This is a genomic window from Chitinophaga rhizosphaerae (genome assembly GCF_003958645.1).
Lineage (GTDB): Bacteria > Bacteroidota > Bacteroidia > Chitinophagales > Chitinophagaceae > Chitinophaga > Chitinophaga rhizosphaerae.
Genome location: NZ_RXLO01000013.1, coordinates 1 through 23,510, shown reverse-complemented (window position 1 = coordinate 23,510; position 23,510 = coordinate 1). Strand labels below are relative to the sequence as shown.

The following is a 23,510-nucleotide window of genomic DNA, read 5'->3' as shown; positions in this document are numbered from 1 at the left end:
ATGATAGACGTAACTATTCCCACGGCGCTCCTGCGGCAATACACACAGGTCCGCAAATGGACGGAAACCATTTGCCGTCCGCTACAAAAAGAGGATTATGTGGTACAACCTGTAGAAGAAGTGAGCCCTCCCAAATGGCATCTCGGTCATACCACCTGGTTTTTCGAGACGCTGGTGCTGAAAAAATTCCTGCCGGGCTATATCGAGTTCGATCCCATGTTCAACTTCGTTTTCAACAGCTATTACGAAAGCCTCGGCGCGCGCGTGATCCGGACAGACCGCGGCAACCTCAGCCGCCCAACTGTTGACGAGATCTACAAATACCGCAAATACGTGGATTCCGCCATGGAACAGCTGCTCGCACAGCCCCTTCCGGAAGAGGCAGAAACCCTCATCACGCTGGGCTGCAACCACGAACAGCAGCACCAGGAGCTGTTGTGGTATGATATCAAATACATCCTCGGCAACAACCCCCTTTTTCCGCCGTACAACGATTCGCCTTCGCCCGAAACGCCCGGCTCCGCGCCCATGCGTTTCATCGACATGAAAGCCGGCGTGTATGAGATCGGGTTTGCGGGGGAAGGGTTTTGCTACGACAACGAGCTGGGCCGCCACAAAGTTTACCTTGAACCTTACGCCATTGCCGACCGGCCCGTCACCAACGGCGAATTCCTCGATTTCATCGACGCCGGCGGGTATAAGGAATTCTCGTACTGGCATGCCGAAGGCTGGGACTGGGTGAAGCGCAACAACATACAATCCCCCATGTACTGGCATTTCGACGATGGCCGCTGGATGAACTACACCCTGCAAGGCCTGGTGCCCGTGGAACCCGCCGAAACTCTGTCCCACATCAACTTTTACGAAGCCGCCGCCTTCGCCGCCTGGAAAGGTTTGCGCCTGCCCACGGAATTCGAATGGGAAGCGGCTGCCGGGAATTTCGGTTGGGGTCAGCGTTGGGAATGGACGGAAAGTGCCTATCTCCCCTATCCCGGCTTCGAGCGTGTAGCCGGTGCAGTTGGCGAATACAACGGCAAGTTCATGGTGAACCAGAAAGTGCTGCGCGGCGCTTCGGAATTTACGCCGGCGGGCCATAGCAGGGCCACTTACCGCAATTTCTTCCATCCGCATCTTCGCTGGCAGCTCACAGGCATCCGGCTGGCTAAAACCTTAAAACCGTGATCATGAGAATAGTTACCGCAACACCGGCGCCACCGCTTTCCCGGGCGCGCCAGGCTTTCCTCCGCGACGTACTGGAAGGGCTGCAGGCCCATCCCAAGAAGCTGCAGTCGAAATACTTTTACGATGCCGACGGCGACGCACTGTTTCAGCGGATCATGCATTGCCCCGAATATTACCTCACGCGCTGCGAGATGGAAATCCTCGAAACGCAATCGCCCGATATCGTAAACACCATCCGCGCCGTGGCTCCGCAGGCCGACCTGGTGGAGCTGGGAGCGGGAGACGCTTCCAAGTCCGTGCACCTTTTGCGGGAATGGATGCGCGCGGGGATGGGGAAACGGTATTATCCCATCGATATATCTTCCAACATCATCCGTCATTTGCAGGAAACGCTGCCGGAAAGGATTCCCGGGCTGGATGTACAGGGCCTCAACGGCGAGTATATGGATATGCTGGCCAAATCCGGCCAGGCTGCCGGCCGTGCGCGGGTAGTGATGTTCATGGGCAGCAGCATCGGGAATTTTACGCCGGAGGAAGCCGTGGGGTTCCTGGGCGAGGTGCGCAGGCAACTGCGCCCGGGAGATATGCTGCTGATCGGTTTCGATCTCCAGAAAAACCCGCGTCAAATCCTGGATGCGTACAACGACCGCCAGGGCCTCACCCGCGACTTTAACCTGAACCTTCTCACCCGCATCAACCGCGAGCTGGGCGCTGATTTCGACCGGAACTACTTTTTGCACTATCCGACGTACGACCCCTCGTCAGGCGCCTGCAAAAGTTTCCTCATCAGCCTCCGCGACCAGGCCGTTCACATCGGCGGCACCCTCATCCGCTTCAGGAAAGATGAGCCCGTGTTCATGGAGATCTCCCAGAAATACACACCGGAAGGCATCCGCGAGCTCGCTGCGCGAACGGGCTTCTCTAGCGTCCGCAATTTCTCAGACGAAAAAGGCTGGTTCGTAGACGCGCTCTGGTTCGCCAAATAAAGGAAGCCACCGTTCAACCCACTGAAATTCAATCCAAAAGAACAACCTTGGCATACGCAGATCACCGTTGGCCGCAACAATTCCTTTCAAGGCTTGTTAGCATTTGTAGCAAAAGCACCAAAACCATGAAAACTTACAACTATCTAACCCTGTTTGTGATATTTCTGCTGGCGGCCTGCGGAACTACCACACATGTGACGAATTTCTGGCGGGCGTCCAATCCCTCCCCTGAAAAATCGTACAACACCATTTTTATTGCCGCCATGGTACACAACCAGAACGCCAAGCAATCCATCGAGAACAACCTCGCCGCTGCGGCGCAGGACCGGGGCTATAAAGCGATCAAGAGCGGCGATATCTTTCCGCCCAACTTCACCCGCGAAAACGTTCCCTCCAGGGAAGCCATTCTCAATAAGGTGCGCGAACTGGGCGCAGACGCCATTTTCACCATCGCCGTGGTAGACAAAACCAGCGAAACCCGCTATGTGCGCGGCTCCGGCCCATACGCGCCTTACCCCGCATGGGGCTGGTACGGCAGCTTCTGGGGATATTATAATTACTACTACCCGATGATGTACAACCCGGGGTATTACACGACCGATAAAACTTACTTCCTCGAAAGCAATCTCTACGACGCGCAAAACGAATCGCTGCTGTTCTCCGTGCAGTCGGAAACGATGAACCCCAACGGGATCGACGACTTTTCGCGCAGCTACACCAAAGCGCTTGTTTCCGCGCTGGAAAGACAGGGTTTGCTGAAGAAATAATGTTTCGCAGGTGAGTATAAAAGGCAAAGCTGACCGGTTTCCCGGTCAGCTTTGCCTTTAAAATACGAATGAACAATTGAGATAGACACTTTACTGTTTGTCCCGCCAGATACGGCCGCATAAATCCAGGCGGCCGTTGCCATATGCGGCATCTTTCGACTGCATATCAATGATGGCGGCTTCCAGGCTGCCGGCCATTTGCGCGTTGGTTACCGGCAATTTAAGTCAGACATGATTTTCATACTCGCGTACCGGCACACTGGCCGTGAGCATTTCGTATTCCGCTTCGTTGAACCGCGGCGCTTCGGCGGCCGCGTCCTCCAATTGTCCGATCGTTCGCAAACCCGCCACCGCACTCGTTACCGCAGGATGCATGAGCACGTATTTCACGGCGGATTGCGCGGGCGTACGATGTTTGCCGGACACTTCCAGAATGGCGGCCTGTGCATTTTCCACTTCCTTTTTCGACAGGTGGAGATAATCGATGGCGGGCTTCCCCGCCAGCAAACCCTTTGCCAGGCTGCCGCGGGCCAGTACGCCGATGTTATGGTGTTCCAGAACGGGAAAACAGGAAACTTCGGGCCGGCGGTCGAGCAGGCTGTATTGCATCATCACGCTCACGATATTGCTGCGTTTCGCATATTCGCGGATCACGTTGGGACGGATCGAAGAAATGCCGTAGTGACGGATTTTCCCTTGTTGTTTCAGCAGCTCGAACGCTTCGATGGTTTCGTCGATAGGGTCGTCCATCGTTCCGCCATGCAACTGGTACAGGTCGATGTAATCCGTTTGCAGGCGCTGCAGGCTTTTGTCCGCACACGCCAGGATGTACTCCTTCCGCGGATTCCAGTCCCACCCCGACCCATCGGCGCGCCACTGGTTACCGGCTTTGGTGGCGATGATGACGTCTTTCCGTTTTTCCTTCAGCGCCTTGCCGACGGTGCTTTCATTAAAGCCCTTGTCGTACAGGTCCGCCGTATCGAAAAAGTTGATGCCCAGTTCCAGGGCACGATGGAGGATGCGCGCGTTGGCGGCATCGTCCATCCCCAGCGACATACATCCGAAAGACACTTCACTGATACGCAGCTCGCTGCTGCCGAGGTTCGCGTATTTCATACTTCTAATATACGATAATCTCGTCCGTGAACAGGAAACCCTTCTGCACCGGTGCTATCACGCGGATGAAGCGGCCTTTCCGACCGCTCAGGTCGAATTTGAAATCCTTGAAGATGAGTTTTTCGTGCGTGGGCGGAACATCGTTGGGCGTGGTGACCGATGCCGTCAGCGCCAGCTCGCGGATGTCATCGGCCACCTGCACCTGAACCTGCGGCGGCATGTACACCCCTGGGCCGGTGAGCTGCATGAACCCGATGGAGAGGCTTTCCAGCGGCTGCGATTCGCCGAGGTCGATGGTTACGTCTAACCCTTTGCCCAGGAACCCCTGCCATTGGCCGTCTCCATAAGTGAGCGATCCGCGGTAGCCGTTGACGAGCGTTGCCGCTTGCTGCGCGGGATAGCTGCTGCTCCAGGGTGCGTTGTAGGTCACGGTTTTGCCGATCGCCTTGTGGTAATTGACAGGCACGGTAACGGGGCGCCCCATCAGCATCGTGTCGCGGAAGATGGCGGCGGTGAGGGTTGCGGTGCCGGGGACTTCCACCGGTTTCCCGTACAGCGCCGAATTCGTTGTGGGCCGCGAGCCGTCGAGCGTATAGCGGATCACCGGCTGGAATTGTTCGGTCAGGAAAGAAACGATCGTTTGTTTATGAACGGTGTCGATAACGGTTTTCGGTTCCAGTTGCCACGACGGGCGGTAGTAGTTCACCTGTTTCCTTTGGAGGAGACGGTAATGCGCCTGCAGGCGGGTTTTGAAATCTTCCCATCCGCGTTTTTCCTTTTGCGACCACAGCACTTCCGAGAGTGCGATCATGCGCGGGAACACCATGTACTCCACCTGGTAAGTGGTTGGCATATATTCCGCCCACACGTTCGCCTGTGCGCCGAGGATGTGATGGGCTTTTTCAGCGGGAAGCTCGGCGGGGATGGGCTCGTAGGCATACACTTTCGACAGCGGAAGGTAACCGCCAATGGTGAGGGGCTCGGTAGACGGGTCTGACTGGTAGCTGTCGAAATAGCAATAACCGCCGGGCGTCATCACCACGTCGTGCCCTTCGGAAGCGGCGGTGATACCGCCTTTCTCGCCGCGCCAGCTCATGACGGTGGCTTCCGGTGCGAGGCCGCCTTCGAGGATTTCGTCCCAGCCCATCAGTTTGCGGTTGTGGGCAATGAGGAATTTCTCCATGCGTTTCACCGCGTAACTCTGGAGGGCTTCTTCATTGGCGAGACCATGCTCCTTCATGCGGCGCTGGCATTTGGGACATTTCTTCCAGGCAGATTTATCGGCTTCGTCGCCGCCGATGTGGATGTATTGCGAAGGGAAGATATCCATCACTTCGCGCAGTACATCTTCGAGGAAAGTAAAAGTACTATCGTTGCCCAGGCAGAACTCCGATTGTTTATACGGTTCGCCCGCGCAGGAAAGATGCGGGTACACGGCCAGTACTTCTTCCGAATGCCCCGGCATTTCGATTTCCGGGATCACGGTGATGCCGCGGCGCGCGGCGTAGGCCACTACGGCGCGGGCTTCGTTTTGCGTGTAAAAGCCGCCATAGGCGTTGGGATTGCCCTCTTCCGCGTAATGCCGCGGGCTTTTCCACCATTCCATATAATTGGCGTGCGTGCGCCATGCTGCATTTTGCGTGAGCGCGGGATATTTTTTGATCTCGAGGCGCCAGCCGCCACCGTCGGTAATATGCCAATGGAAAACGTTCATCTTGTACATCGCCATGAGGTCGATGTATTTATAAACGAATGTGAGGGGGAAGAAGTGACGGGATACATCGAAATGCAGCCCCCTGTACCCGAAGCGCGGCCGGTCGGAAATAGTGACAGCCGGAAGGATGTTCGCGTCGGGTTGTGTGGCCATGATCTGCAGGAGGGTATATATTCCGTGCAGGGCACCGGCGCGGCCGGATGCGTAAATCCGTATTTCCTTCTGACCGATGAGCAGCCTGTACGCCGCGCTATCCGCCACCTGCCGCGTGATTTCGCGGAGAATGCGAACGTTGCCAATGCCGGCTTTCCGGAAAGGCATGCCCGATTGTTCGGACAGCAGGGCCGCCACTTCACCGAAAGGCGCATCCGCCGTGATGGCGGTTTGAGGGGTGATGGTAAAATGTCCGGCCTGTTCCTGGACCTGTACCGGCGCGGGAATTACATTCACCCGCCCCATTTGCGCCTGCGCCTGCATACCTGCGGCCAGCAGCGCGATCAATCCGAGTCGCTTCATTTGTTCACTGTGTTAATTAACCGGGGTGAAATTACTATTTCCGTGTAAAAATGCCGGGATTGTTTCAGCATGTACCATCCGGAAAAACGGGCAGCGCGTACTTTCACGGGATGAAACGAATGCTCCTGTTACTAACGCTGGCCGCCGTATTTTCCGGTGCGCTTGCGCAAAAAGCGCCCGCCGATCTCATCATCCGCTCCGTGTCCGTCATCGATGTGGAGCATGGCCGTACCGCTTCCGGGCAGGCCGTGGTGGTGAAAAACGGGCGCATCGTGGCCGTGACCCCAGACGGGAAATTGCGCCATACCGCGCCCGTGGTGGTAAACGGTTCCGGCAAATTCCTCATGCCCGGGCTGTGGGACAACCACATGCATTTCGGCGGAGGAGACACCCTCTCCCACGAGAACCGCAACCTGCTCCCGCTCATGCTCGCCTACGGCGTAACCGGCGTGCGCGATTGTGCCGCCGATATCAGTCATTTCGTATTGCCCTGGCGCGACTCCATCGCCAAAGGGCTCCTCGAAGGCCCGCACATCTTCACTTCCGGGCCCAAGCTCGAAGGTTACAAATCTGTCTGGAAAGGCGACATCGAGATCGGAACGAAGGAAGAGCTCGCCAAAGCCCTCGATTCCCTGCAGGGCCTGCACGTCGATTTCGTGAAGATCACCGACAATACCCTCCAGCCCGAACTGTACCTCGAAAGCATCCGCCAGGCGCGCAAGCGCGGCTTCGCCATTTCCGGCCACGTGCCATACGCCATTCCCATGAAAGCGATCGTAGACGCGGGCCTCAGCTCCGTTGAGCACATTCCCTACCTGCTGAAAGCCGGTTCGTCGGAAGAAGAAAGCATCAGCGCACAGGTAGCCGCCGGCACGCTGAAAGGACGCACGCTGACAGACAGGATCAATGCCACCTACGACAAAGCCGCCGCGCTGAAAATGTTCCGCTACATGGCGAAAAAAGGCACCGCGGTAACACCCACGCTGAGCCTCGGGCATATTCTTTCCTATTGGGATGAGTACGACCGCAGCCACGACGACTACCTGCAATACATCGGGCGCGGCCTGCAAAGCACCTACACCGGGCGCATCAACAGCATTCAGCAGCACGATACCGCCGCTATCGCGTTCCGCAAGGCGAATTACGAAAAATCCGCCGCCGTGCTGGCCGACCTGGTGGAAGCCGGCGTCACGATCCTGGCGGGCACCGATGCGGGATACCTCAATTCCTACTGTTATCCCGGGCTGGCGCTGCACGAAGAGCTGGCACTGATGGTGAAATATGGGATGACGGCACAGCAGGCGCTGAAAGCTTCCGTGATCAACGGACCAAAGTTCCTGGGGCAGAAAGGCTACGGCGCCGTGGCGCCCGGTATGCATGCCGATCTGTTGCTGCTCGACGCCAATCCGCTGGAAGGCATCCACAACACGCAAAAGATCCGCGGCCTCGTTTCCGGGGGGAAATGGAGAGACCGCACCTATCTCGACAACCTGTTGGCCGAAACAGCCAGGCGTACTGCCGCAGGTATATAAACCAGCCAATTCCTTTGGATCAAACCAGGGCCGTTCCCATCAAAGGGAGCGGCCTTTTTCTGCCCGCCATTTTTACCGCTCATCACGGATGATTTTTCAGTTATTAGTTTTTTAATATATTTAATGGATTAATACTAGCGGATAGTTACCGATAGTTTGGAAGAAACCATTAGCACGACACCGATTACACCAGAAAAAAGGGAAACATGACGGAAGAAAAGCACAAACCGCTGGAAATTATAGAAAACCTGAAGATGCCACCGCCGGAAAAGGAACCCCCGAAGCCAGGGAGGGATTGTCCGGCCTGCGGGGCGCGGTCCAGCAAACAGGCGGGTTTAACCCATTGCGTATATTGCGGGCATGAGTTTTCGACCGGGCAGCCGTCCGGGGAACAGCGTTAACAAGAAAATCATCTCGGATCGGGCCGGCGGGAACGCCGGCTTTTTTTTTGCAATGGAAGCACAACCAAATGTAGCGGGTTGGGTTAAAACCCAGCATTGGAGGGGGTTACGCGCCACGGCTGTTGCATGAAAATGGGTGCGGCGGGGCCGGTTGTGACGGAAAAATTGTACTTTCGGCATTCACCGCCAATGCCATTTATGAAAAAATTATCCATTCTTCTCACGAAGCATTACAGACCTATCAGCATCGCGGCGCTCCTGGACGTCTTCCAGACGGTTAACCACTATTACCAGGAAAACACAGGTATGCCTTACTTCGACATCCGGTTGATCCGCCATCCTGAAGACGGGACGGTCGCCTTTCCGGACGAGCAGTATCAGCCGCTGCACCACGAGGAGGTGACGGTGTCTGACCTGGTGCTGATCCCGGCATTCCGACCGGGGAACATTTCGGATTATTTGCGGGAGAACTCGGCGTTCATTCCGTGGGTCCGCCAGCAGGCGGAGAAAGGGGCTGAAGTGGCGAGCTTCTGCACGGGGGCGTTTTTGCTGGCCGCTACCGGTTTGCTCGACCAGCGGAGGGCCACTACGCACGTTACGGCAGTTGAGGCGCTGTCGCGCAATTTCCCCGGAGTGATCGTAGATGCCGGTGTGGTGGTTACGGACGACCGCGGGGTGTACACGAGCGGAGGGGCCACATCCACTTTCCATTTGTTGCTGCACATCCTCGAAAAGTATTGCGACCGCACGACGGCTATTTACACGGCGAAAGTGTTTGCCATCGACATGGACCGTGCGGGGCAGTCGTATTTCGCGAACTGGTCGCCCTCCCGCGCGCACAACGACGAGCTGGTGACGGCCGCGCAGCAAAGGATGGAAGAGCGTTTCCAGGACCGGGTGACGGTGGAGGAAGTGATACACGACCTGCCGGTGAGCCGCCGCAATTTCATCCGCCGATTCAAAACCGCCACGGGTGTAACGCCCATCGAATATTTACAGCGCATCCGGATCGAAGCGGCCAAGAAACTGCTCGAAGGGAAACAGGAAAACATTACCGGCGTCATGATCCAGGCCGGGTATGAAGACGCGAAGGCGTTCCGCCAGCTGTTCCGCAAGATCGTTGGCCTCTCCCCCAAAGAATACCGCGAAAAGTACGCGGGTTAACCCTTTCCACTGACTCTAAAAATCTGTCTTACCAGCAAGCCGGGTCCGCTTCGGGACCGGGGTGGAGAAGGTATGTGTGCAATCGTCATCGACGTGTTCCCCAACACGTTCGATGAATACGGGCCCAATTCGATGGTGTTCACCCGGCAGGTACAGGTCCGGTGTACAAACTGGTAGGGGAACATGCGAAATTCGCCGCGGCGCGGGGCAGGATGGCCATCGCGGCGTTCGCGCCACTGATGGAAAGACCCGCCGGGCGATCACTGTAGCCGGCGGGTCGATTTTATTGAGGAAGTATTTTATTGACGGAAGCGGTCGCTCACCACGAGGTCTTTCCCCGCGCCTTCGTATTTGTAGAAACCCCTGCCGCTCTTCACGCCCAGGTGCCCTGCGGTCACCATGTTCACCAGCAGCGGGCAGGGCGCGTATTTCGGCTGTCCGAACCCGTCGTGCAGCACGCGAAGGATGGAAAGGCACACATCGAGGCCGATGAAATCCGCCAGTTGCAGCGGGCCCATGGGGTGCGCCATGCCCAGTTTCATCACCGTATCGATGGATTCCACACCCGCCACGCCTTCATGCAGCGCAATGATGGCTTCGTTGATCATCGGCATGAGAATGCGGTTGGCCACGAAACCGGGATAGTCGTTCACGATACAGGGGACTTTGCCCAGTTTGAGCGACAGTTCCCGCACCGCGTCGGTGACGTCGGATTCGGTGGCATAGCCGTTGATGATCTCCACGAGCTTCATCACGGGCACGGGGTTCATGAAGTGCATCCCGATCACTTTGCCGGGGCGCGAGGTGGCGGCGGCGATTTTGGTGATGGAGATGGATGAGGTATTGGTGGCGAGGATGGTACCGGGGGCGGTGTGCTGGTCGAGATCGCGGAAGATGCGGAGTTTCAGGTCCACATTTTCAGTGGCGGCTTCCACCACGAGCTCCACGCCTTTTACGCCTGCGGCCATATCGGTATAGGTGTGAAGATTGGCGATGGTGCTTTGCTTCACGTCTTCCGTAATGATTTCCTTGGCGAGCTGGCGGTTGAGGTTGCGGACGATCGTGTCCAGGGCTTTATCGAGCGCGGGCTGCGCCACATCGATGAGATGAACGGTGAAACCGTTTTGTGCAAACACATGCGCAATGCCGTTCCCCATCGTGCCGGCGCCGATCACGGCTACTTTCTGCATAACGTACAATTTTGGTGAATGATGCGGCAATTTAGGAAAAAGGGCGCATCGGGCCGCGAAGGTTAGTTTTTCCTTTTAAAATCGCCCCGTTTCCAGGATTCGATGAACTGGGCCCAGGCCAGCGGGTTGAAGATGTTCTGCGGCGGCACCTGGCCGGCGTAGTACAGCGATTGCTGCTGCTTCTGCATGAACACGTTATATGCGCCGCCCGCATCGATCGGCATGCCCTGCGCAATGGCGCGCAGCTTCGCCTGCTCGTTGTTTTTCCTGGCTATTTCGTACATGTCGTTCGGAATATCCATGCTCACGAACAGTTTCTCGAATTCGCGGCGGGTTGGGTAAGGCTTGATGATGGTTTCGGTCAGGTACACGGTGTCTTCCGCCATGAGCTGGATCATGGAATAACGGTTGCCCGGCAGATCGAGCGGTATTTTGTAATCCTTCCTGCGGAAGCCTATGGCACTGAACTGCAGCGTATCCCCTTTAAACGCAACGATGGAAAAAACGCCCACGCTGTTGGAAATAGTGCCGCGGCCCTGGCCCTTCACCAGGATGCTCACCGCCGGCACTGCACGCAGGCTGTCTGCCGTCATGGTAATACCGGATATCTGTATGATGCTGTCCCTGAACGCTTTGAATTGCGCAGTGGAAAGTAAAGGCAAGCACACCAGGGAAAAAAGTATGACAAGATTTCTATACATGTGTAGGCACTAAGATACAGGAACTGACCCGCAATGTCCAATATAATAGCGACAAATTAAACCTCATTTATGGTTAACTTTGCAGATCGCAATCAAATTTAACAACATTTTATGATCACAAAAGAGAAGGTCCTCGAGGCGCTGTCGAATGTGGAAGAACCCGATCTGGGAAAGGATCTGGTGACCCTCAACATGGTGAAGGACATCGAGATCGAAGGAAATAAAGTTACGTTTACGGTGGTGCTCACCACGCCTGCGTGCCCGTTGAAGGAACTCATCCGCAACGCGTGCATCCATGCCATTCACCACCTCGTCAGCAAGGAAGCGGAAGTAGAAGTTAAAATGACTGCCAACGTCAGCTCCAACCGGAAAGACGGCAATACCCTGCTGCCGAATGTCAAAAATATCATCATGGTGGCCTCCGGCAAAGGCGGCGTAGGCAAATCCACCGTAGCCGCCAACCTGGCGATCGCCCTGGCGCAGGACGGTGCCAAGGTGGGCCTCATGGACGCCGATATTTACGGCCCCAGCGTGCCCATCATGTTCGGCGTTCGCGGCCAGCGGCCGATGATGGTGAACGTCAACGGCAAAGGCATGATCGCCCCCATGGAAAAATACGGCATCCAGTTCATGTCTATCGGATTGCTGGTAGACGAGAAACAGGCCATCGTATGGCGCGGCCCCATGGCCAGCAGCGCCCTGAAACAATTCGTGAGCGACGTGCATTGGGGCGACCTGGATTACCTCGTGATCGACATGCCCCCCGGAACCGGAGACGTCCACATCACCCTCGTACAATCCGTGCCCGTAACCGGCGCCGTGATCGTGACCACCCCGCAAGACGTGGCCCTGGCAGACGCCAAGAAAGGCATCTCCATGTTCAGCTCCCCGCAGGTGAATGTGCCTATCATCGGCCTCGTGGAAAACATGGCGTACTTCACGCCCGCGGAACTGCCGGAAAACAAATATTACATCTTCGGGAAAGAAGGCGGCATGCGCCTCGCGGAAGAACTGGAAATCCCGTTCCTCGGCCAGATACCGCTGGTACAGAGCATCCGCGAAGGTGGCGACGACGGCGTTCCGGCCATTACCGGCACCGATCCCGTTACACAGAAAGCCTTCAACGAATTTGCCGGCAACACCGCCCGCAACATCGCGATGCGCAATGCCAACATAGCGCCCACCAAGATCGTAGAGATCACGGAGCGTTAAGGCAACGAATGCTTCTACACCACTACAATCCCGGCGCCGAGGTCGTGAATGGCGCGGCGCCGGGGTTCATCCCCGCCCCAGGGCGCCAGGAACATGATGATATTGACCTATTCCGGCGCCCCCTCCCCCAGCAGTCCAGCAACTGCGACGCCGGCAACATCAGCAGCACAATTAATAAAGGATCGATGAAGGAAGATTGAAATGCGCTTGACCAGCGTGGGGAACGCAGGTCCCCGCCCTTCGGCAGGCATAACGGGAACGGTTGGGTGCATGATATCGGGAGTCAATGTCAAACAATATTTCGTAAATAATCATACTTGCCAACATGTACACCCCTAAACAAACACAGGAACACGATTTCGAAACCATTGCCGCCTTTATCCGCAAACACGCCTTCGCATTGCTCCTGAGCGTGCGCGACGGCGCTCCTTACGGCACCCACATCCCGGTAGAACTGGAAGAAAGGGAACCGGGCACCTTCGTGCTGAGAGGCCACCTCGCCAACGCAAATCCCCAAACGGAAGATTTTAAATCAGGGCAAACCTTCCTCGCCGTTTTCACCGATCCCCACGCCTACATCTCCTCCTCCTGGTACGAAAAGGAAAAAATCCCCACCTGGAACTACATCGCCGTGCATATTTACGGCAAACTGCGCATCCTGTCGGAAACGGAACTGGTGGACTCCCTCACCAGCCTGATGAATAAATACGAAGCCTCGTCCGAACATCCCGTCCGCATGGCCGACGTCCCGGAAAAAGCCATGCAGGCCAGTCTCAAAGCGATCACCGGCTTCGAAATGTCGCTGGATAAAATCGAGACGCGCTTCAAACTGAGCCAGAACCGCAGCGACCGCGATTACGCCAATATCATCTCGCATCTCAATGCCAGCGGCGACTCCCAGGCTGCGGAGATCGCGGAGGAAATGGCGAAAAGACGGCAGGCCGGACAGTAACCCGTCCAGCCCGCGCGCCTTCGTTTATGAGTGCAATAAAAAACTACAGGGTAAATACTTTCCCGCCAACCATCACGTCCTGCTTCGCTTCGTCGAACGTAGCGCGCTGACCCGTGCGGTAAGCCGCCGTGCCCATGATGAGGGCGATGGAGTGGCTGTACGCCGCTTCGATGGGCGCGTTGGTTTTCAGGTCCTGCTTGCGCACGCAATCCATCCAGTTGCGGACGTGCGCGTTGGTGGTATCGTCGCCACCGGTGTTGGCGCCTGCTTCCACGCCGGCCGCGGCTGCGAGGCTCATTTCGGGCAGCAGGTTCGCTTTCAGGCCCATCGCCGCCGCTTCTTTTTCGCGGAGGCCGCCGTTGGGGGTAATCTTGTTGGTACTCATGTCGATCATCCCGCCATTGGAATAATACAACTCCTTGGTCCCGCCCGCGGAATTATGGAAACGCGAGCTGTACACCACCTGGAAGCCCGACGAAGGGTCGTTTTGCGGACCGTATTCCAGTACCGCGGTGAGCGTATCCGCATTGGTGCGCCCGTCTTTCCACTGGTAAATGCCGCCGCCGGCCACTACGCTGCGCGGATGTTCGAGGCCGGAGAACCAGTGTACGGTATCGATCTGGTGCGTCATCCACTGGCCGAAAATGCCGGAGGAATAAGGCCAGAAGAGGCGGTATTCGAGATATTTGCGGGGGTCCCAGTTTTCTTTCGGACGGGTGCAATGGAAACGGGCGAAGTCTACGTCGGCCTGACGGATTTCGCTGACCAGGTCTGGCCGGCGCCAACGCCCGGGCTGGTTTACGTTCCAGGTCATTTCCACCATGGTGATGGGGCCGAATTTGCCTTCCTGGATGAATTTGGCCGCGGCATGATACCCCCTACCGCTGCGGCGCTGCGTGCCCACCTGGAACACGCGTTTGGAGGCTTTCACGGCCCTGAGCGCATTGCGGGCGTCTTCCATCGTTTCGGCGAAAGGCTTTTCGCAATACACGTCTTTCTTGTTATTCACGGCTTCGATGGTATGAAAGGCGTGCTGGAAATCGGCCGTGGCGATCATCACCGCGTCGAGGTCCTTGATCCGGTACAGTTCGTCGTTGTTCACACAAGCCTGAACGGAGTGGCCGAGCTTGCCTTCCAGCATGGATTTCCCTTCTTCACGGCGGCGCTTCCAGATGTCCGATACGGCTACGATGTCGAAATTCAGGTCTTTGTAATTGTTGAGGAAACAGGGCATGAGCGCCTGGCGGAAACGGTCGGAAAAGCCGACCACGCCCACGTTCACGCGGTCGTTCGCCCCCAGGATGCGGGCATAGCTGCTGGCCGGCATGCCCATGGCGCTGAGCGCCACGCCGGCGCCCCCCATCATGGAGAGTTTCAGGAATTCACGGCGGTTTTTGTTGCTAATAGTCATAGTGGAATGATTTTATGATTGTTGCATTGATTACTCGTAGGCTTCGGTCAGTTGTTTGGTGAGATATGCCAATGCTGGCCTGCATTCTTGCGGCATGTTCTTCCATCCGCATTCCATGGTGATGCGGCCTTTGTAACCCGCTTTTTTCAGCATGGCGAGATACGGCCTGAAATCCTGGCCCGCCGTGCCCGGGGCGCGCCGCCCCTCCTTTTCCGCAATATGGCAATGCACCAGGTACGGCGCCGCGGCGAGGATAGATGCAGGACCTTCCCCTTCGCGCAGCATGTGGTAAATATCCACCGTTACCCGGAAATTGGGATGGTTGACGGATTTGGCGATGTGGGTGACGATGGAAAGACTGTTGATGAAGTTATCTTCTGACCTGTTTAGATTTTCAATGGCGATGATGCGGCCGTATTTCTTCGCCACATCCGCCATTTTCCGGGAAATAGCGATCAGCTCGCGCAACGCCGTGGCGGAATCCTGCCCATCCATCAATTTGCGCGACCCCGCCGATCCGAACACGACGATTTTCACCCCGGCTTCTTTGGCGCGCTGCATAAGGGTATCTACATACCCGAGAATTGCCTTTTCGTTGGCTTCTTTGCCCGTCAGCCTGATACTTCCGGGGAGGAAGAGGTTGCAGGTGACGAGGTCGAGCTTCATGGCCCGGATCCTGCCCAGGAAGCGGCGATAGACCGTATCGGGGACAGACGGGGAGAACAGCTTCCGGGCGCCTTCCTCGATATGCGCAAACCCGGCCGCAGCCAGGAGACTATCGTTCTCCAAAGACGTAGCCACACCTATTTTCGGCAACCCGCGCTTTTGTGCATTCGATTGCAAAAAAGGAAGGGAAAGGAAGAGGGCGAACAGTAATTTTTGATAAAGTTTCATGGAAATCAGTTTTTCGACAATCGTGGACCGGGGAAAAATTAAGAAGTAAAATTGGAAAATCAAAATCGGGAATTGACAAAAATGCCGGAAATTCGCGCTAACACTGAAAACAAATTATGAATAGACAGGAATTGGTGCAGCTCATCAGGGACAGGAAATCTTACTTATGTATCGGTCTGGATACGGACATGCAGAAGATTCCAAAACACCTGCTTTCCCACCCCGATCCGATGTTCGCCTTCAACAAAGCCATCATCGACGCCACGCACGACCTTTGCGTCGCCTACAAAATCAACACCGCATTTTACGAGTGCCAGGGCATTCGCGGATGGGAAAGCCTCCAGCGCACCATCGAATATATCCCTAAAACCTTATTCACCATCGCCGACGCCAAACGCGGCGATATCGGCAACACGTCCACCTATTACGCCAAAACCTTTTACGAGACCTACGGCTTCGACTCCGTAACTGTAGCGCCTTACATGGGCCGCGACAGCGTGGAGCCCTTCCTCGGCTTCAGCGACAAATTCGCCATCGTGCTCGGCCTCACCAGCAACGCCGGTAGCGCCGACTTCCAGCTGCAACCCGCCGGCGACGGCCTTTTGTACGAAAAAGTGCTGCGCACATGCGCGTCCTGGGGCACTCCGGACAATATGATGTTCGTAGTAGGCGCCACACAGGCCGATTCCGTAGCCGCCATCCGCAAGATCGTGCCCCACCACTTCTTCCTCGTGCCCGGTGTGGGCGCGCAGGGCGGCAGTCTCAAGGATATTTCCGAAAAGGGGATGAACGGGGATGTAGGGCTGCTGGTAAATGCCAGTCGCGCCGTAATTTACGCCGGCAACGACGAGAAGTTCGCGGAAGACGCGCGTGCCGCGGCACAGGCCCTTCAGGCGGAAATGGCGACCTACCTGTAAGTCAAACCTGGTAAAAGTTATTGGAAATCATAGTGAAACGCTCCCGGCCGGGGGCGTTTCCGTTTTTGGTAAGCTTATTTGAAAACACAATTGCGGGCCGTCCACCAGGGCTTGATGTCGAACCGGAGCCGCCCCGTCGCCACGGCGGAATCGGCCATGACCATTTTTGCCGCATCCAGGCTGTCGGCCGCTTTCAGGACATACATCCCGCGCATATCCTCATATTCCGCAAACGCGCCGGCCAGCATCATTTTGCCTTCGCGGGTGAGGTTGCGGATGTGGAGCACGTGCGCTTCGTCTATCAACGCGGCAGCCGCAGAATCCTGCTGCATATGGTCCCCATTCCGGAAAAAAACCATCCAATACTGCTGTACGATGTTTGCCTGTGTCAGGGAATCCGCTGTGGCAGGCTGAAGCGCCGCCGTTCCTTGCGGATTTTGTTTCAGCCGGGAAGAAAAACTGGCGATCACGAACGTCAGGAAAACGCCCAGCAGGAACACAGGTATCAATTTGGCCATAAGCGACAGATTTGCCGGCCGAAGGTACAACTTTGGCGTAATTCCGTAAATTCGGAGATACAGCAAAAATCTAACACCATGCACCAGGACTTATTCCAATCGCCCGATTATTATGCCATCGACGAATTGTTGACAGACGAACACCGCCTCGTGCGCGCCGCGGTGCGCGACTGGGTGAAGAAAGAGATCAGCCCGATCATAGACGACTGCTGCCAGCGGGCGGAGTTCCCGCATCATATTCTCCGGCCGCTGGGGGCGCTTGGCTGCTTCGGCCCTACGATCCCTGCGGAGTACGGTGGTGGCGGGATGGACCATATTTCTTATGGCCTCATGATGCAGGAGCTGGAGCGGGGCGACAGCGGCATCCGGTCTACGGCCTCTGTTCAGGGTTCCCTGGTCATGTATCCCATTTATGCATTCGGCAGCGAAGCGCAGAAAAAGCGTTTCCTGCCGCGCCTGGCCAGCGGGGAAATGATGGGCTGCTTCGGGCTCACGGAACCCGATTTCGGCTCCAATCCGGCGGGTATGCTGACTTACTTCGACGACGACGGCGACCATATATTACTGAACGGCACGAAGATGTGGATTTCCAACGCCCCCTTCGCCGATATTGCCCTGGTTTGGGCGAAAGATCCCGAAGGCAAGGTGCGCGGCGTGATCGTGGAGCGCGGGATGGAAGGGTTTTCCACACCGGAAACCAAAAGCAAATGGAGCCTGCGCGCCAGTGCCACCGGCGAATTGGTGCTCGACAACGTCCGCATCCCGAAAACCAACCTGCTGCCCGAAGCCCGGGGGCTGAAGGCGCCCCTCTCCTGCCTGTCGTCTGCCCGCTACGGCATCGCCTGGGGCGCTATCGGCGCGGCGATGGATTGTTACGACACCGCCCTGCGCTACGCGAAAGAGCGCGTTCAGTTCGGCAGGCCCATCGCCGGGTTTCAGCTGATCCAGAAAAAACTGGCGGAAATGATCACCGATATCACCAAGGCACAACTCCTCAACTGGCGCCTCGGTATGCTCCGCAACGCCGGCAAGGACACTGCCGAACAAATCTCCATGGCCAAGCGCAACGCCTGCGAAACCGCGACGCGCATTGCCCGGGAGGCGCGGCAAATCCTCGGCGCCATGGGCATCAGCGGCGAATACCCCATCATGCGCCACATGATGAACCTCGAAAGCGTCATCACCTACGAAGGCACGCACGAAGTGCATCTCCTCATCACCGGCATGGATATCACCGGCCTGAATGCTTTCTCATGACGTTTTATTATTTTGGCCGCATGAAGGGAATTTTTCTGGCCGGATGCCTCCTGGCCTTCATCCATGCAACCGCGCAACAGACTGTTACCATCTCCGGGAAAGCACAAGGCACCTACTACATCGTGAAATATCTCGGAAAAGACAGTACTTCGCTCAAACCCGAAGTGGAATCCCTGTTCCGGCAGATCGACCGTTCACTTTCGCTCTACCAGCCCGGGTCGCTCATCAACCGGTTCAACGAAGGCGAAAAAGTAGTGATGGACGCTTACATGCGCCCCGTGGTCCGGAAGGCGCAGGAAGTGAGCCGCATCACCGATGGAATGTTCGACATTACCGTGAAACCGCTCGTAGACCTTTGGGGCTTCGGCGTGGTGCGGCATAAAAAAGGACGCCCGTCGGATGCGGATATCCAGCAAACGCTCAGGCGTGTGGGTTATGAGAAGCTCATCATCCGCGCCAAATACCTCCTGAAAAAACACCCCGGCGTAGAAATCGACTGCAACGGTATCGCGCAGGGATATACGACCGATGTGATCGCGAAATTTTTGCAATCGCGCGGGATCAGGAATTACCTGGTGGATGTGGGCGGAGAACTGGCGGCCAAGGGCCACAACGATAAGAACCAGCCCTGGAGCGTGGGGATAGAGCGGAAAGACGGGAACGAAGGGAACGGGGCGTTGCTGCATTTGAGCGATCGCGCGGTGGCCACCAGCGGCAATTACCAACGGTTTTTCGACGAAGGGGGCACCCGTTTCGCCCATACCATCCACCCCAAAACCGGCGAAGCCGTCCACAACAACATCATCACCGTTACCGTAACTGCACCCGATGCCATGACGGCCGATGCTTACGACAATGCGCTCATTCTCCTCGGCGTGGAAAAGGGCATTGAATTCATCCGGCAACACCCGAAACTTAAGCTGGAAGCGTTTTTCATTTATAAAGACGCCGACGGTTCCATCCGAGAAAAATATTCCGAAGGCTTCTTCACCGTTCATTAACGGTAAAAAAATGGGGCCGCCCGAATTGGCGGCCCCTCCACTTCACATGTTCCGTTAAATTGATGGTCCTTATTACTGGATATGGAACTTCAAACCTATGTTGGCCTGTACCGTGTTGAAATTCTTGATTTCGAACTGTTTGTACGGCGCATAATTATATTGCACGCTGGCGTTGAACATAAACGGTGAATATTTCCCGAAAGGCACGTTCACGCCCACTTCCGGGCTCACCTGGAACGCCCATTTGTTTTCTTTCTCCACGAATTCGCCCCAATATTTCTCGTAATTCATATTCGCGGTACCGATCCCCAGCCCAGCATAGGGCAGCACGGCCGCATCCGGTTTGGTGAAAGTGTATTGCACGGTTGCGAGGATGGGAATGGTTTGCAGGGTACGCGTTTGCACGGCGGAGATGTCTTCACCTTTTCCGGGATACACCGCGCGGGGGACCCTTTCATAAAAATCCCCGAAACCGGTCTTCAAACCCACTGCCAGCTGATCGTTCAGGTGATATTGCACACCTACGTTCCAACCGCGGAAACTGGTTTTATCGGCATAATCCTTCAGCGAGCCCAGCGGCTGCGCGATCGAATAATTGACGTTAACGGAAAGGGGCGGACGGCTTTGCGCATGGGCGGCAACGGCGCCGCCGGCGATCAATGCCAGGCCCAATATGATGGTTTTAATACTTTTCATGACTTGTCGATTTTAACTTTACCTGTCTGTTACAAAAATCCCACTCGCCTAGTTAGTGGTTTTCAGATACTGGCTCTGGTCGAAAACGGCTTTCACCATGGTTTCGATGTTGTTGCCGTTCCAAACGCCGGAACCGCGCAGCATAACGTTCCAGATGGCCGTTAATTTGTTGCCTTCGCCGGTTTTGGCGTTCTTCAGATCGAGCAGGTCTACCGCAACGGATTTCTCGTTATAGCGGAAAACGTTGTAATAACTGGGGAACCAGTATCCCCATCCGGGATAGCCCCAGTAACCGGTGTCCCAGTAACCCGGCCATCCGGCCCAGTATCCCGGATTGTACCCGATGGATGTGGTGGTATTGTCGATGCGGCTAACGTTCATGGCGAGGTCAGGTTTCGCCGCTTTGTCCACGAGCGTATACCCGCGGGCCTGCATCTGTGATTTGAGTTGGGCCAGCAGCTGCTGGTCGTACTGGGTCAATTCCTTTTTGGAGCCCTCCCTGTTGCTGATCACCGCAACGGAGTCCACTATACTGAACGTTTTGAATGTGGTGAAATCAGCCTTTTCGTCGTAGTTGGTCACGTAAATGCGCGACTCTTCCGCAGTCATATCGTTCAGCGGCTCTTTACGGCAGCTGCTGACCAACACTACGAAAGCGGCAAGCGCACTTAACATCAGTCCTGTTCTTTTCATATGCTTTCGATTTTATTTCCTTATAGTATGCCAAAAAATAACCGGCGTTGCAGCCGTTGCTGGGGCTGTTCCGGCCTGTTTCCTATTCAAACGCTATAGACGCGTGAATGTTACCGGCCGTTTACCAGAAAAACGTTAAAGTTGACTAAAGGAAATGTTAAAGCAAAGCCGCCATGGTGGCGGCTTGCATAAACTTTTTCGATGATATGAAAATCGGATGGGATATTACTGTTGTTGCTGTACCGCAGCGCTGGAAAGGATTCCGCGGCTGAGCAGGGCTTCGCGCAATTGTTCGGGTGATTGGAAGTGGATGGATTCGATCCCGAATGCTTCCGCACCTTTTACATTGCGGAGATTATCGTCGATAAAGATGGCCTGGCTTTTGTCGATCGCGTGGCGCTCTGTGAGCAACTGATAAAATGCCGCATGGGGTTTGCGCATTTTTTCGCGGCCCGATACCACGATCCCGTCGAACCACTGCAACCAGGGGTATTCAATCAGCGCGATGGGAAAAGTTTCGTTAGACCAGTTGGTGAGCGCGTATAATTTAAATCGACCGCTTTCCTTCAGTTCTTTCAGGATGTCTACCGTACCGGCAATATCGCCTCCCAGCATTTCCTTCCACCTGCCGTAAAACGCGCGGATCTGCGCTTCGAACGCAGGGTGTTCCGCCACGAGCAGTTCCGTACCGTCTTGCAGGCTGCGGCCTTCGTCCTGCATTTCGTTCCAGTCGGATGTGCAGATATTTTCCAGGAAGTAATCCGTTTCTTCCGGCGTCTTGAAAACTTTATTGTACAGGTAGCGCGGGTTCCAGTCTACCAGTACGGCGCCGAGATCGAATATAACGGATTGATACTTTTGGTTTTTCATGTAGTAAATGTATGACGGCAAAATCCGCCGCGCAAGGTTTATATCACATTTTTTTTGAAAATGTCAATCGTTGCCGTTGTCTGGCGATCCGAGCAATGCTTCGGCGGCATCGTCGAGCAATTGCAGGTCTACCGAATCGCTTCCGGCGATGCCTTCGATGGACCCTTTGATGTGGGCGGCGTTGAGCAAAACTTTTTCCAGTTGTTTTTCGCGGGCTTTCCAGAGTTTTTCCATGGCTTCGCGTTCTTTCTGGATGGATATTTTCATGGACCGGAACCCTTCGCGGATGGCGCTCCATTGCTCGGCGAACTCGCCGCTGGTGAGGTAATGGTAGAGCAGGCGCATTTTATCGCCTTTATTTTCCTGCGATTTCACGGCGTTGTAAACTTTAAGGATGGCGTCGCGCAGTACGAACGTGAGGCTTTTCACTTCCTGGAACGTGCAGATCCATACGCCTTCCTTTTCGCCGAAACGGTCCATGTCTTTGGGCAGCGCCTGCGTCACCAGCACGGCCACGTCTGCCCCCTGGGAGCGCATGTCTGCCTTCAGTTTTTCGATCCATTCGCGGGAAAAGTCTTTCGTGCGCTTGGATTCATAAATGATCTTCCCGCACTCCTGGCCGAACTGGTTGCGGACGGTCTGGATGCAATCCGCGCCCCTGACTCCTTTGCCGACTTCGCTCACTTCATCGAACGGGAAAGCGGCGCGCAGCATTTCTTCCAGCGCCAGTTCCTGCACTTCGCCCTGCAACTGCATGGAGCCCTGTTCGGCTTTGCGGCGCATTTCTTCGGCGAGGCGGCGCTGATCGTCGAGCTGTTTTTCCATTTCCTTCAGGCGGAGCTGGTATTCGGTTTCGCGGATATTATTACGTTCGCTTTCTTCCCGGCGGATCTGTTCGGCGATATAGTTCCGTTCTTCGATGATTTTTTTCTGGAGGATGAGGTCGAGCTCCTGTTCGCGGTTCTGGAGCTCCTGTGTTTTGCGGAGGAAGTCCAGCTCCTGGAGGCGTGCCTGTTTCAGTTTTTCCTCGTTGGCCATTTGCGCTTCGCGCATGAGGCGGAGCTGGTTTTCGAAATCGGCCGACACGTTTTTGCGGATCTGTTCGCCCAGGGCTTCCTGCATCTTGGCTTTTTCGGCCTGGAGGCGGTTATGCAATTCATCTTCCTGCCGCTGCCTGTCTTGCGAGACTTGCTGGCGTTCCAAAACGATTTGCAGTTTGGCCTGTTCTATTTCTGATTTCTGGGCTTCGAGGGCCTCCACGCGCTTGCGCCATTCGGTCTCCATCTTTCCGCGGAGGTCTTTCTTGATTTCGGCGGCCATAGCGTCTTCCATGACAAACAGGTGTCCGCAGTTCGGGCAGTTGATATTCGTTCCCATATTTCACATGATTTGGCCTGCGGTCAAATTACAGGCGCTGGCGCGCATTGTATCTGCGCTGCGGTAAAGGTAGCCGATTTTTGGTCATGCCGGCGCATGAAAAAAGGAGTCACTTCGCGAGAAATAACTCCTTTTCAAGACTGTGCGGAGGAAGAGATTCGAACTCTCACACCCTTTCGGGCTCTACCACCTCAAAGTAGCGCGTCTACCAATTTCGCCACCTCCGCATTTGTCGGGGTCGCAAAAGTAAAATCTTTTTTGATAATTGCATCATCCGGCCGGCTGATTCCACAAATAATTTTTCCCGACGCGTTTTGGATCAAGTTGAAAAGTTGGGGGAAAGAGTAAAAAATGCTTTGTTTTGCATGCTATATCAATGATCTCCGTGGACCAGAACTATAAACAACTCATCGAACTTCTTTTGCCAGCCGGCATACTCGAAT

23 protein-coding genes and 1 tRNA gene are annotated in these 23,510 nt (G+C 55.6%); 11 read left to right on the top strand and 13 right to left on the bottom strand.

The window, feature by feature from the left end:
* From egtB to EJ361_RS22630, 3 genes are all read left to right on the top strand, one after another.
* Complete coding sequence (gene egtB, locus EJ361_RS22640; RefSeq protein WP_126248651.1) at nt 1-1,182, top strand: ergothioneine biosynthesis protein EgtB; 1,182 nt, start codon at nt 1-3, stop codon at nt 1,180-1,182.
* 2 nt (nt 1,183-1,184) lie between these two features.
* Nucleotides 1,185-2,168: an L-histidine N(alpha)-methyltransferase gene (gene egtD / locus EJ361_RS22635; protein ID WP_126248649.1), complete on the top strand. Its 984-nt coding sequence runs from the start codon at nt 1,185-1,187 to the stop codon at nt 2,166-2,168.
* Between the two features lie 125 nt (nt 2,169-2,293).
* A complete protein-coding gene (locus tag EJ361_RS22630; RefSeq protein WP_126248647.1) occupies nt 2,294-2,935 on the top strand; it encodes a glycoside hydrolase family 18 protein in 642 nt (213 codons plus the stop codon).
* A gap of 90 nt (nt 2,936-3,025) precedes the next feature.
* Here the strand turns inward: EJ361_RS22630 and EJ361_RS26050 are convergent, their stop codons facing one another.
* Genes EJ361_RS26050 through EJ361_RS22620 form a run of 3 tightly spaced genes read right to left on the bottom strand, consistent with a single transcriptional unit; the run spans nt 3,026 to nt 6,281 of the window.
* On the bottom strand, nt 3,026-3,154 hold the full coding sequence (locus tag EJ361_RS26050; protein WP_262707083.1) for a hypothetical protein: 129 nt from the start codon (nt 3,152-3,154) through the stop codon (nt 3,026-3,028).
* A gap of 6 nt (nt 3,155-3,160) precedes the next feature.
* Nucleotides 3,161-4,051 (bottom strand): aldo/keto reductase, encoded by an 891-nt coding sequence (locus tag EJ361_RS22625; RefSeq protein WP_126248645.1) that lies wholly within the window; start codon nt 4,049-4,051, stop codon nt 3,161-3,163.
* A gap of 4 nt (nt 4,052-4,055) precedes the next feature.
* Nucleotides 4,056-6,281 carry a beta-N-acetylhexosaminidase gene (locus EJ361_RS22620; protein ID WP_126248643.1) on the bottom strand — a complete coding sequence of 742 codons (2,226 nt, stop codon included), beginning with the start codon at nt 6,279-6,281 and terminating at the stop codon, nt 4,056-4,058.
* Between the two features lie 110 nt (nt 6,282-6,391).
* Here EJ361_RS22620 and EJ361_RS22615 point away from each other — a divergent pair, with 110 nt between their 5' ends.
* Both EJ361_RS22615 and EJ361_RS22610 read left to right on the top strand, forming a co-directional pair.
* Complete coding sequence (locus tag EJ361_RS22615; RefSeq protein ID WP_126248641.1) at nt 6,392-7,813, top strand: amidohydrolase family protein; 1,422 nt, start codon at nt 6,392-6,394, stop codon at nt 7,811-7,813.
* Nucleotides 7,814-8,412: 599 nt separating this feature from the next.
* Nucleotides 8,413-9,378 carry a GlxA family transcriptional regulator gene (locus EJ361_RS22610; protein WP_126248639.1) on the top strand — a complete coding sequence of 322 codons (966 nt, stop codon included), beginning with the start codon at nt 8,413-8,415 and terminating at the stop codon, nt 9,376-9,378.
* A 299-nt stretch (nt 9,379-9,677) separates the two neighbouring features.
* Here the strand turns inward: EJ361_RS22610 and EJ361_RS22605 are convergent, their stop codons facing one another.
* Nucleotides 9,678-10,568: a 3-hydroxyacyl-CoA dehydrogenase family protein gene (locus EJ361_RS22605; protein ID WP_126248637.1), complete on the bottom strand. Its 891-nt coding sequence runs from the start codon at nt 10,566-10,568 to the stop codon at nt 9,678-9,680.
* Nucleotides 10,569-10,630: 62 nt separating this feature from the next.
* A complete protein-coding gene (locus tag EJ361_RS22600; RefSeq protein ID WP_240646714.1) occupies nt 10,631-11,236 on the bottom strand; it encodes a carboxypeptidase-like regulatory domain-containing protein in 606 nt (201 codons plus the stop codon).
* A gap of 144 nt (nt 11,237-11,380) precedes the next feature.
* On the opposite strand from EJ361_RS22600, the gene EJ361_RS22595 reads away from it, so the two are divergent.
* The 3 genes from EJ361_RS22595 (at nt 11,381) to EJ361_RS22585 (ending at nt 13,433) form a co-directional block, all read left to right on the top strand.
* Entirely contained in the window at nt 11,381-12,481 is a 1,101-nt protein-coding gene (locus EJ361_RS22595; protein WP_126248633.1) for an Mrp/NBP35 family ATP-binding protein, read from the top strand.
* Nucleotides 12,482-12,489: 8 nt separating this feature from the next.
* Complete coding sequence (locus EJ361_RS22590; protein ID WP_126248631.1) at nt 12,490-12,681, top strand: hypothetical protein; 192 nt, start codon at nt 12,490-12,492, stop codon at nt 12,679-12,681.
* 125 nt (nt 12,682-12,806) lie between these two features.
* Entirely contained in the window at nt 12,807-13,433 is a 627-nt protein-coding gene (locus tag EJ361_RS22585) for an FMN-binding negative transcriptional regulator (RefSeq protein ID WP_126248629.1), read from the top strand.
* 43 nt (nt 13,434-13,476) lie between these two features.
* Here EJ361_RS22585 and EJ361_RS22580 read toward each other — a convergent pair whose 3' ends face one another.
* The gene (locus EJ361_RS22580; RefSeq protein ID WP_126248627.1) at nt 13,477-14,844 is read right to left on the bottom strand and encodes a Gfo/Idh/MocA family protein; all 1,368 of its coding nucleotides are present in this window, start codon (nt 14,842-14,844) and stop codon (nt 13,477-13,479) included.
* A gap of 30 nt (nt 14,845-14,874) precedes the next feature.
* Entirely contained in the window at nt 14,875-15,738 is an 864-nt protein-coding gene (locus EJ361_RS22575; protein WP_126248625.1) for a sugar phosphate isomerase/epimerase family protein, read from the bottom strand.
* Nucleotides 15,739-15,854: 116 nt separating this feature from the next.
* On the opposite strand from EJ361_RS22575, the gene pyrF reads away from it, so the two are divergent.
* Nucleotides 15,855-16,655, top strand: a complete 801-nt coding sequence (pyrF, locus tag EJ361_RS22570) for an orotidine-5'-phosphate decarboxylase (protein ID WP_126248623.1) — start codon at nt 15,855-15,857, stop codon at nt 16,653-16,655.
* A gap of 74 nt (nt 16,656-16,729) precedes the next feature.
* Here pyrF and EJ361_RS22565 read toward each other — a convergent pair whose 3' ends face one another.
* A complete protein-coding gene (locus EJ361_RS22565; protein WP_126248621.1) occupies nt 16,730-17,173 on the bottom strand; it encodes a YciI family protein in 444 nt (147 codons plus the stop codon).
* A 78-nt stretch (nt 17,174-17,251) separates the two neighbouring features.
* Between EJ361_RS22565 and EJ361_RS22560 the strand changes: the two genes are divergently transcribed.
* On the top strand, nt 17,252-18,430 hold the full coding sequence (locus EJ361_RS22560; RefSeq protein WP_126248619.1) for an acyl-CoA dehydrogenase family protein: 1,179 nt from the start codon (nt 17,252-17,254) through the stop codon (nt 18,428-18,430).
* Nucleotides 18,431-18,450: 20 nt separating this feature from the next.
* Nucleotides 18,451-19,431, top strand: a complete 981-nt coding sequence (locus tag EJ361_RS22555; protein ID WP_164714381.1) for an FAD:protein FMN transferase — start codon at nt 18,451-18,453, stop codon at nt 19,429-19,431.
* Nucleotides 19,432-19,503: 72 nt separating this feature from the next.
* On the opposite strand, the gene EJ361_RS22550 is transcribed toward EJ361_RS22555, so the two are convergent.
* The 5 genes from EJ361_RS22550 to EJ361_RS22530 form a co-directional block, all read right to left on the bottom strand.
* Nucleotides 19,504-20,127, bottom strand: coding sequence for an outer membrane beta-barrel protein (locus tag EJ361_RS22550; protein ID WP_126248615.1), 624 nt, complete (start codon nt 20,125-20,127; stop codon nt 19,504-19,506).
* 48 nt (nt 20,128-20,175) lie between these two features.
* On the bottom strand, nt 20,176-20,820 hold the full coding sequence (locus EJ361_RS22545) for a DUF4136 domain-containing protein (protein ID WP_126248613.1): 645 nt from the start codon (nt 20,818-20,820) through the stop codon (nt 20,176-20,178).
* Nucleotides 20,821-21,045: 225 nt separating this feature from the next.
* Complete coding sequence (locus EJ361_RS22540; protein WP_126248611.1) at nt 21,046-21,690, bottom strand: HAD family hydrolase; 645 nt, start codon at nt 21,688-21,690, stop codon at nt 21,046-21,048.
* Nucleotides 21,691-21,753: 63 nt separating this feature from the next.
* On the bottom strand, nt 21,754-23,067 hold the full coding sequence (locus tag EJ361_RS22535; RefSeq protein ID WP_126248609.1) for a DUF2130 domain-containing protein: 1,314 nt from the start codon (nt 23,065-23,067) through the stop codon (nt 21,754-21,756).
* Between the two features lie 143 nt (nt 23,068-23,210).
* A tRNA-Leu gene (locus EJ361_RS22530) sits at nt 23,211-23,294 on the bottom strand.
* Nucleotides 23,295-23,510: the final 216 nt, after the last annotated feature.

Bases quoted from the DNA above. Each gene is read 5' to 3' on its own strand.
- EJ361_RS22580 (WP_126248627.1), bottom strand. From the start codon at position 14,844: ATGACTATTAGCAACAAAAACCGCCGTGAATTCCTGAAACTCTCCATG.
- EJ361_RS22555 (WP_164714381.1), top strand. From the start codon at position 18,451: ATGAAGGGAATTTTTCTGGCCGGATGCCTCCTGGCCTTCATCCATGCA.
- pyrF (WP_126248623.1), top strand. From the start codon at position 15,855: ATGAATAGACAGGAATTGGTGCAGCTCATCAGGGACAGGAAATCTTAC.
- EJ361_RS22575 (WP_126248625.1), bottom strand. From the start codon at position 15,738: ATGAAACTTTATCAAAAATTACTGTTCGCCCTCTTCCTTTCCCTTCCT.
- egtD (WP_126248649.1), top strand. From the start codon at position 1,185: ATGAGAATAGTTACCGCAACACCGGCGCCACCGCTTTCCCGGGCGCGC.
- EJ361_RS22545 (WP_126248613.1), bottom strand. From the start codon at position 20,820: ATGAAAAGAACAGGACTGATGTTAAGTGCGCTTGCCGCTTTCGTAGTG.
- EJ361_RS22610 (WP_126248639.1), top strand. From the start codon at position 8,413: ATGAAAAAATTATCCATTCTTCTCACGAAGCATTACAGACCTATCAGC.
- EJ361_RS22625 (WP_126248645.1), bottom strand. From the start codon at position 4,051: ATGAAATACGCGAACCTCGGCAGCAGCGAGCTGCGTATCAGTGAAGTG.
- EJ361_RS22620 (WP_126248643.1), bottom strand. From the start codon at position 6,281: ATGAAGCGACTCGGATTGATCGCGCTGCTGGCCGCAGGTATGCAGGCG.
- EJ361_RS22560 (WP_126248619.1), top strand. From the start codon at position 17,252: ATGCACCAGGACTTATTCCAATCGCCCGATTATTATGCCATCGACGAA.
- EJ361_RS22535 (WP_126248609.1), bottom strand. From the start codon at position 23,067: ATGGGAACGAATATCAACTGCCCGAACTGCGGACACCTGTTTGTCATG.
- egtB (WP_126248651.1), top strand. From the start codon at position 1: ATGATAGACGTAACTATTCCCACGGCGCTCCTGCGGCAATACACACAG.
- EJ361_RS22630 (WP_126248647.1), top strand. From the start codon at position 2,294: ATGAAAACTTACAACTATCTAACCCTGTTTGTGATATTTCTGCTGGCG.
- EJ361_RS22595 (WP_126248633.1), top strand. From the start codon at position 11,381: ATGATCACAAAAGAGAAGGTCCTCGAGGCGCTGTCGAATGTGGAAGAA.
- EJ361_RS22590 (WP_126248631.1), top strand. From the start codon at position 12,490: ATGCTTCTACACCACTACAATCCCGGCGCCGAGGTCGTGAATGGCGCG.
- EJ361_RS22605 (WP_126248637.1), bottom strand. From the start codon at position 10,568: ATGCAGAAAGTAGCCGTGATCGGCGCCGGCACGATGGGGAACGGCATT.
- EJ361_RS22585 (WP_126248629.1), top strand. From the start codon at position 12,807: ATGTACACCCCTAAACAAACACAGGAACACGATTTCGAAACCATTGCC.
- EJ361_RS22615 (WP_126248641.1), top strand. From the start codon at position 6,392: ATGAAACGAATGCTCCTGTTACTAACGCTGGCCGCCGTATTTTCCGGT.
- EJ361_RS22550 (WP_126248615.1), bottom strand. From the start codon at position 20,127: ATGAAAAGTATTAAAACCATCATATTGGGCCTGGCATTGATCGCCGGC.
- EJ361_RS22565 (WP_126248621.1), bottom strand. From the start codon at position 17,173: ATGGCCAAATTGATACCTGTGTTCCTGCTGGGCGTTTTCCTGACGTTC.
- EJ361_RS22540 (WP_126248611.1), bottom strand. From the start codon at position 21,690: ATGAAAAACCAAAAGTATCAATCCGTTATATTCGATCTCGGCGCCGTA.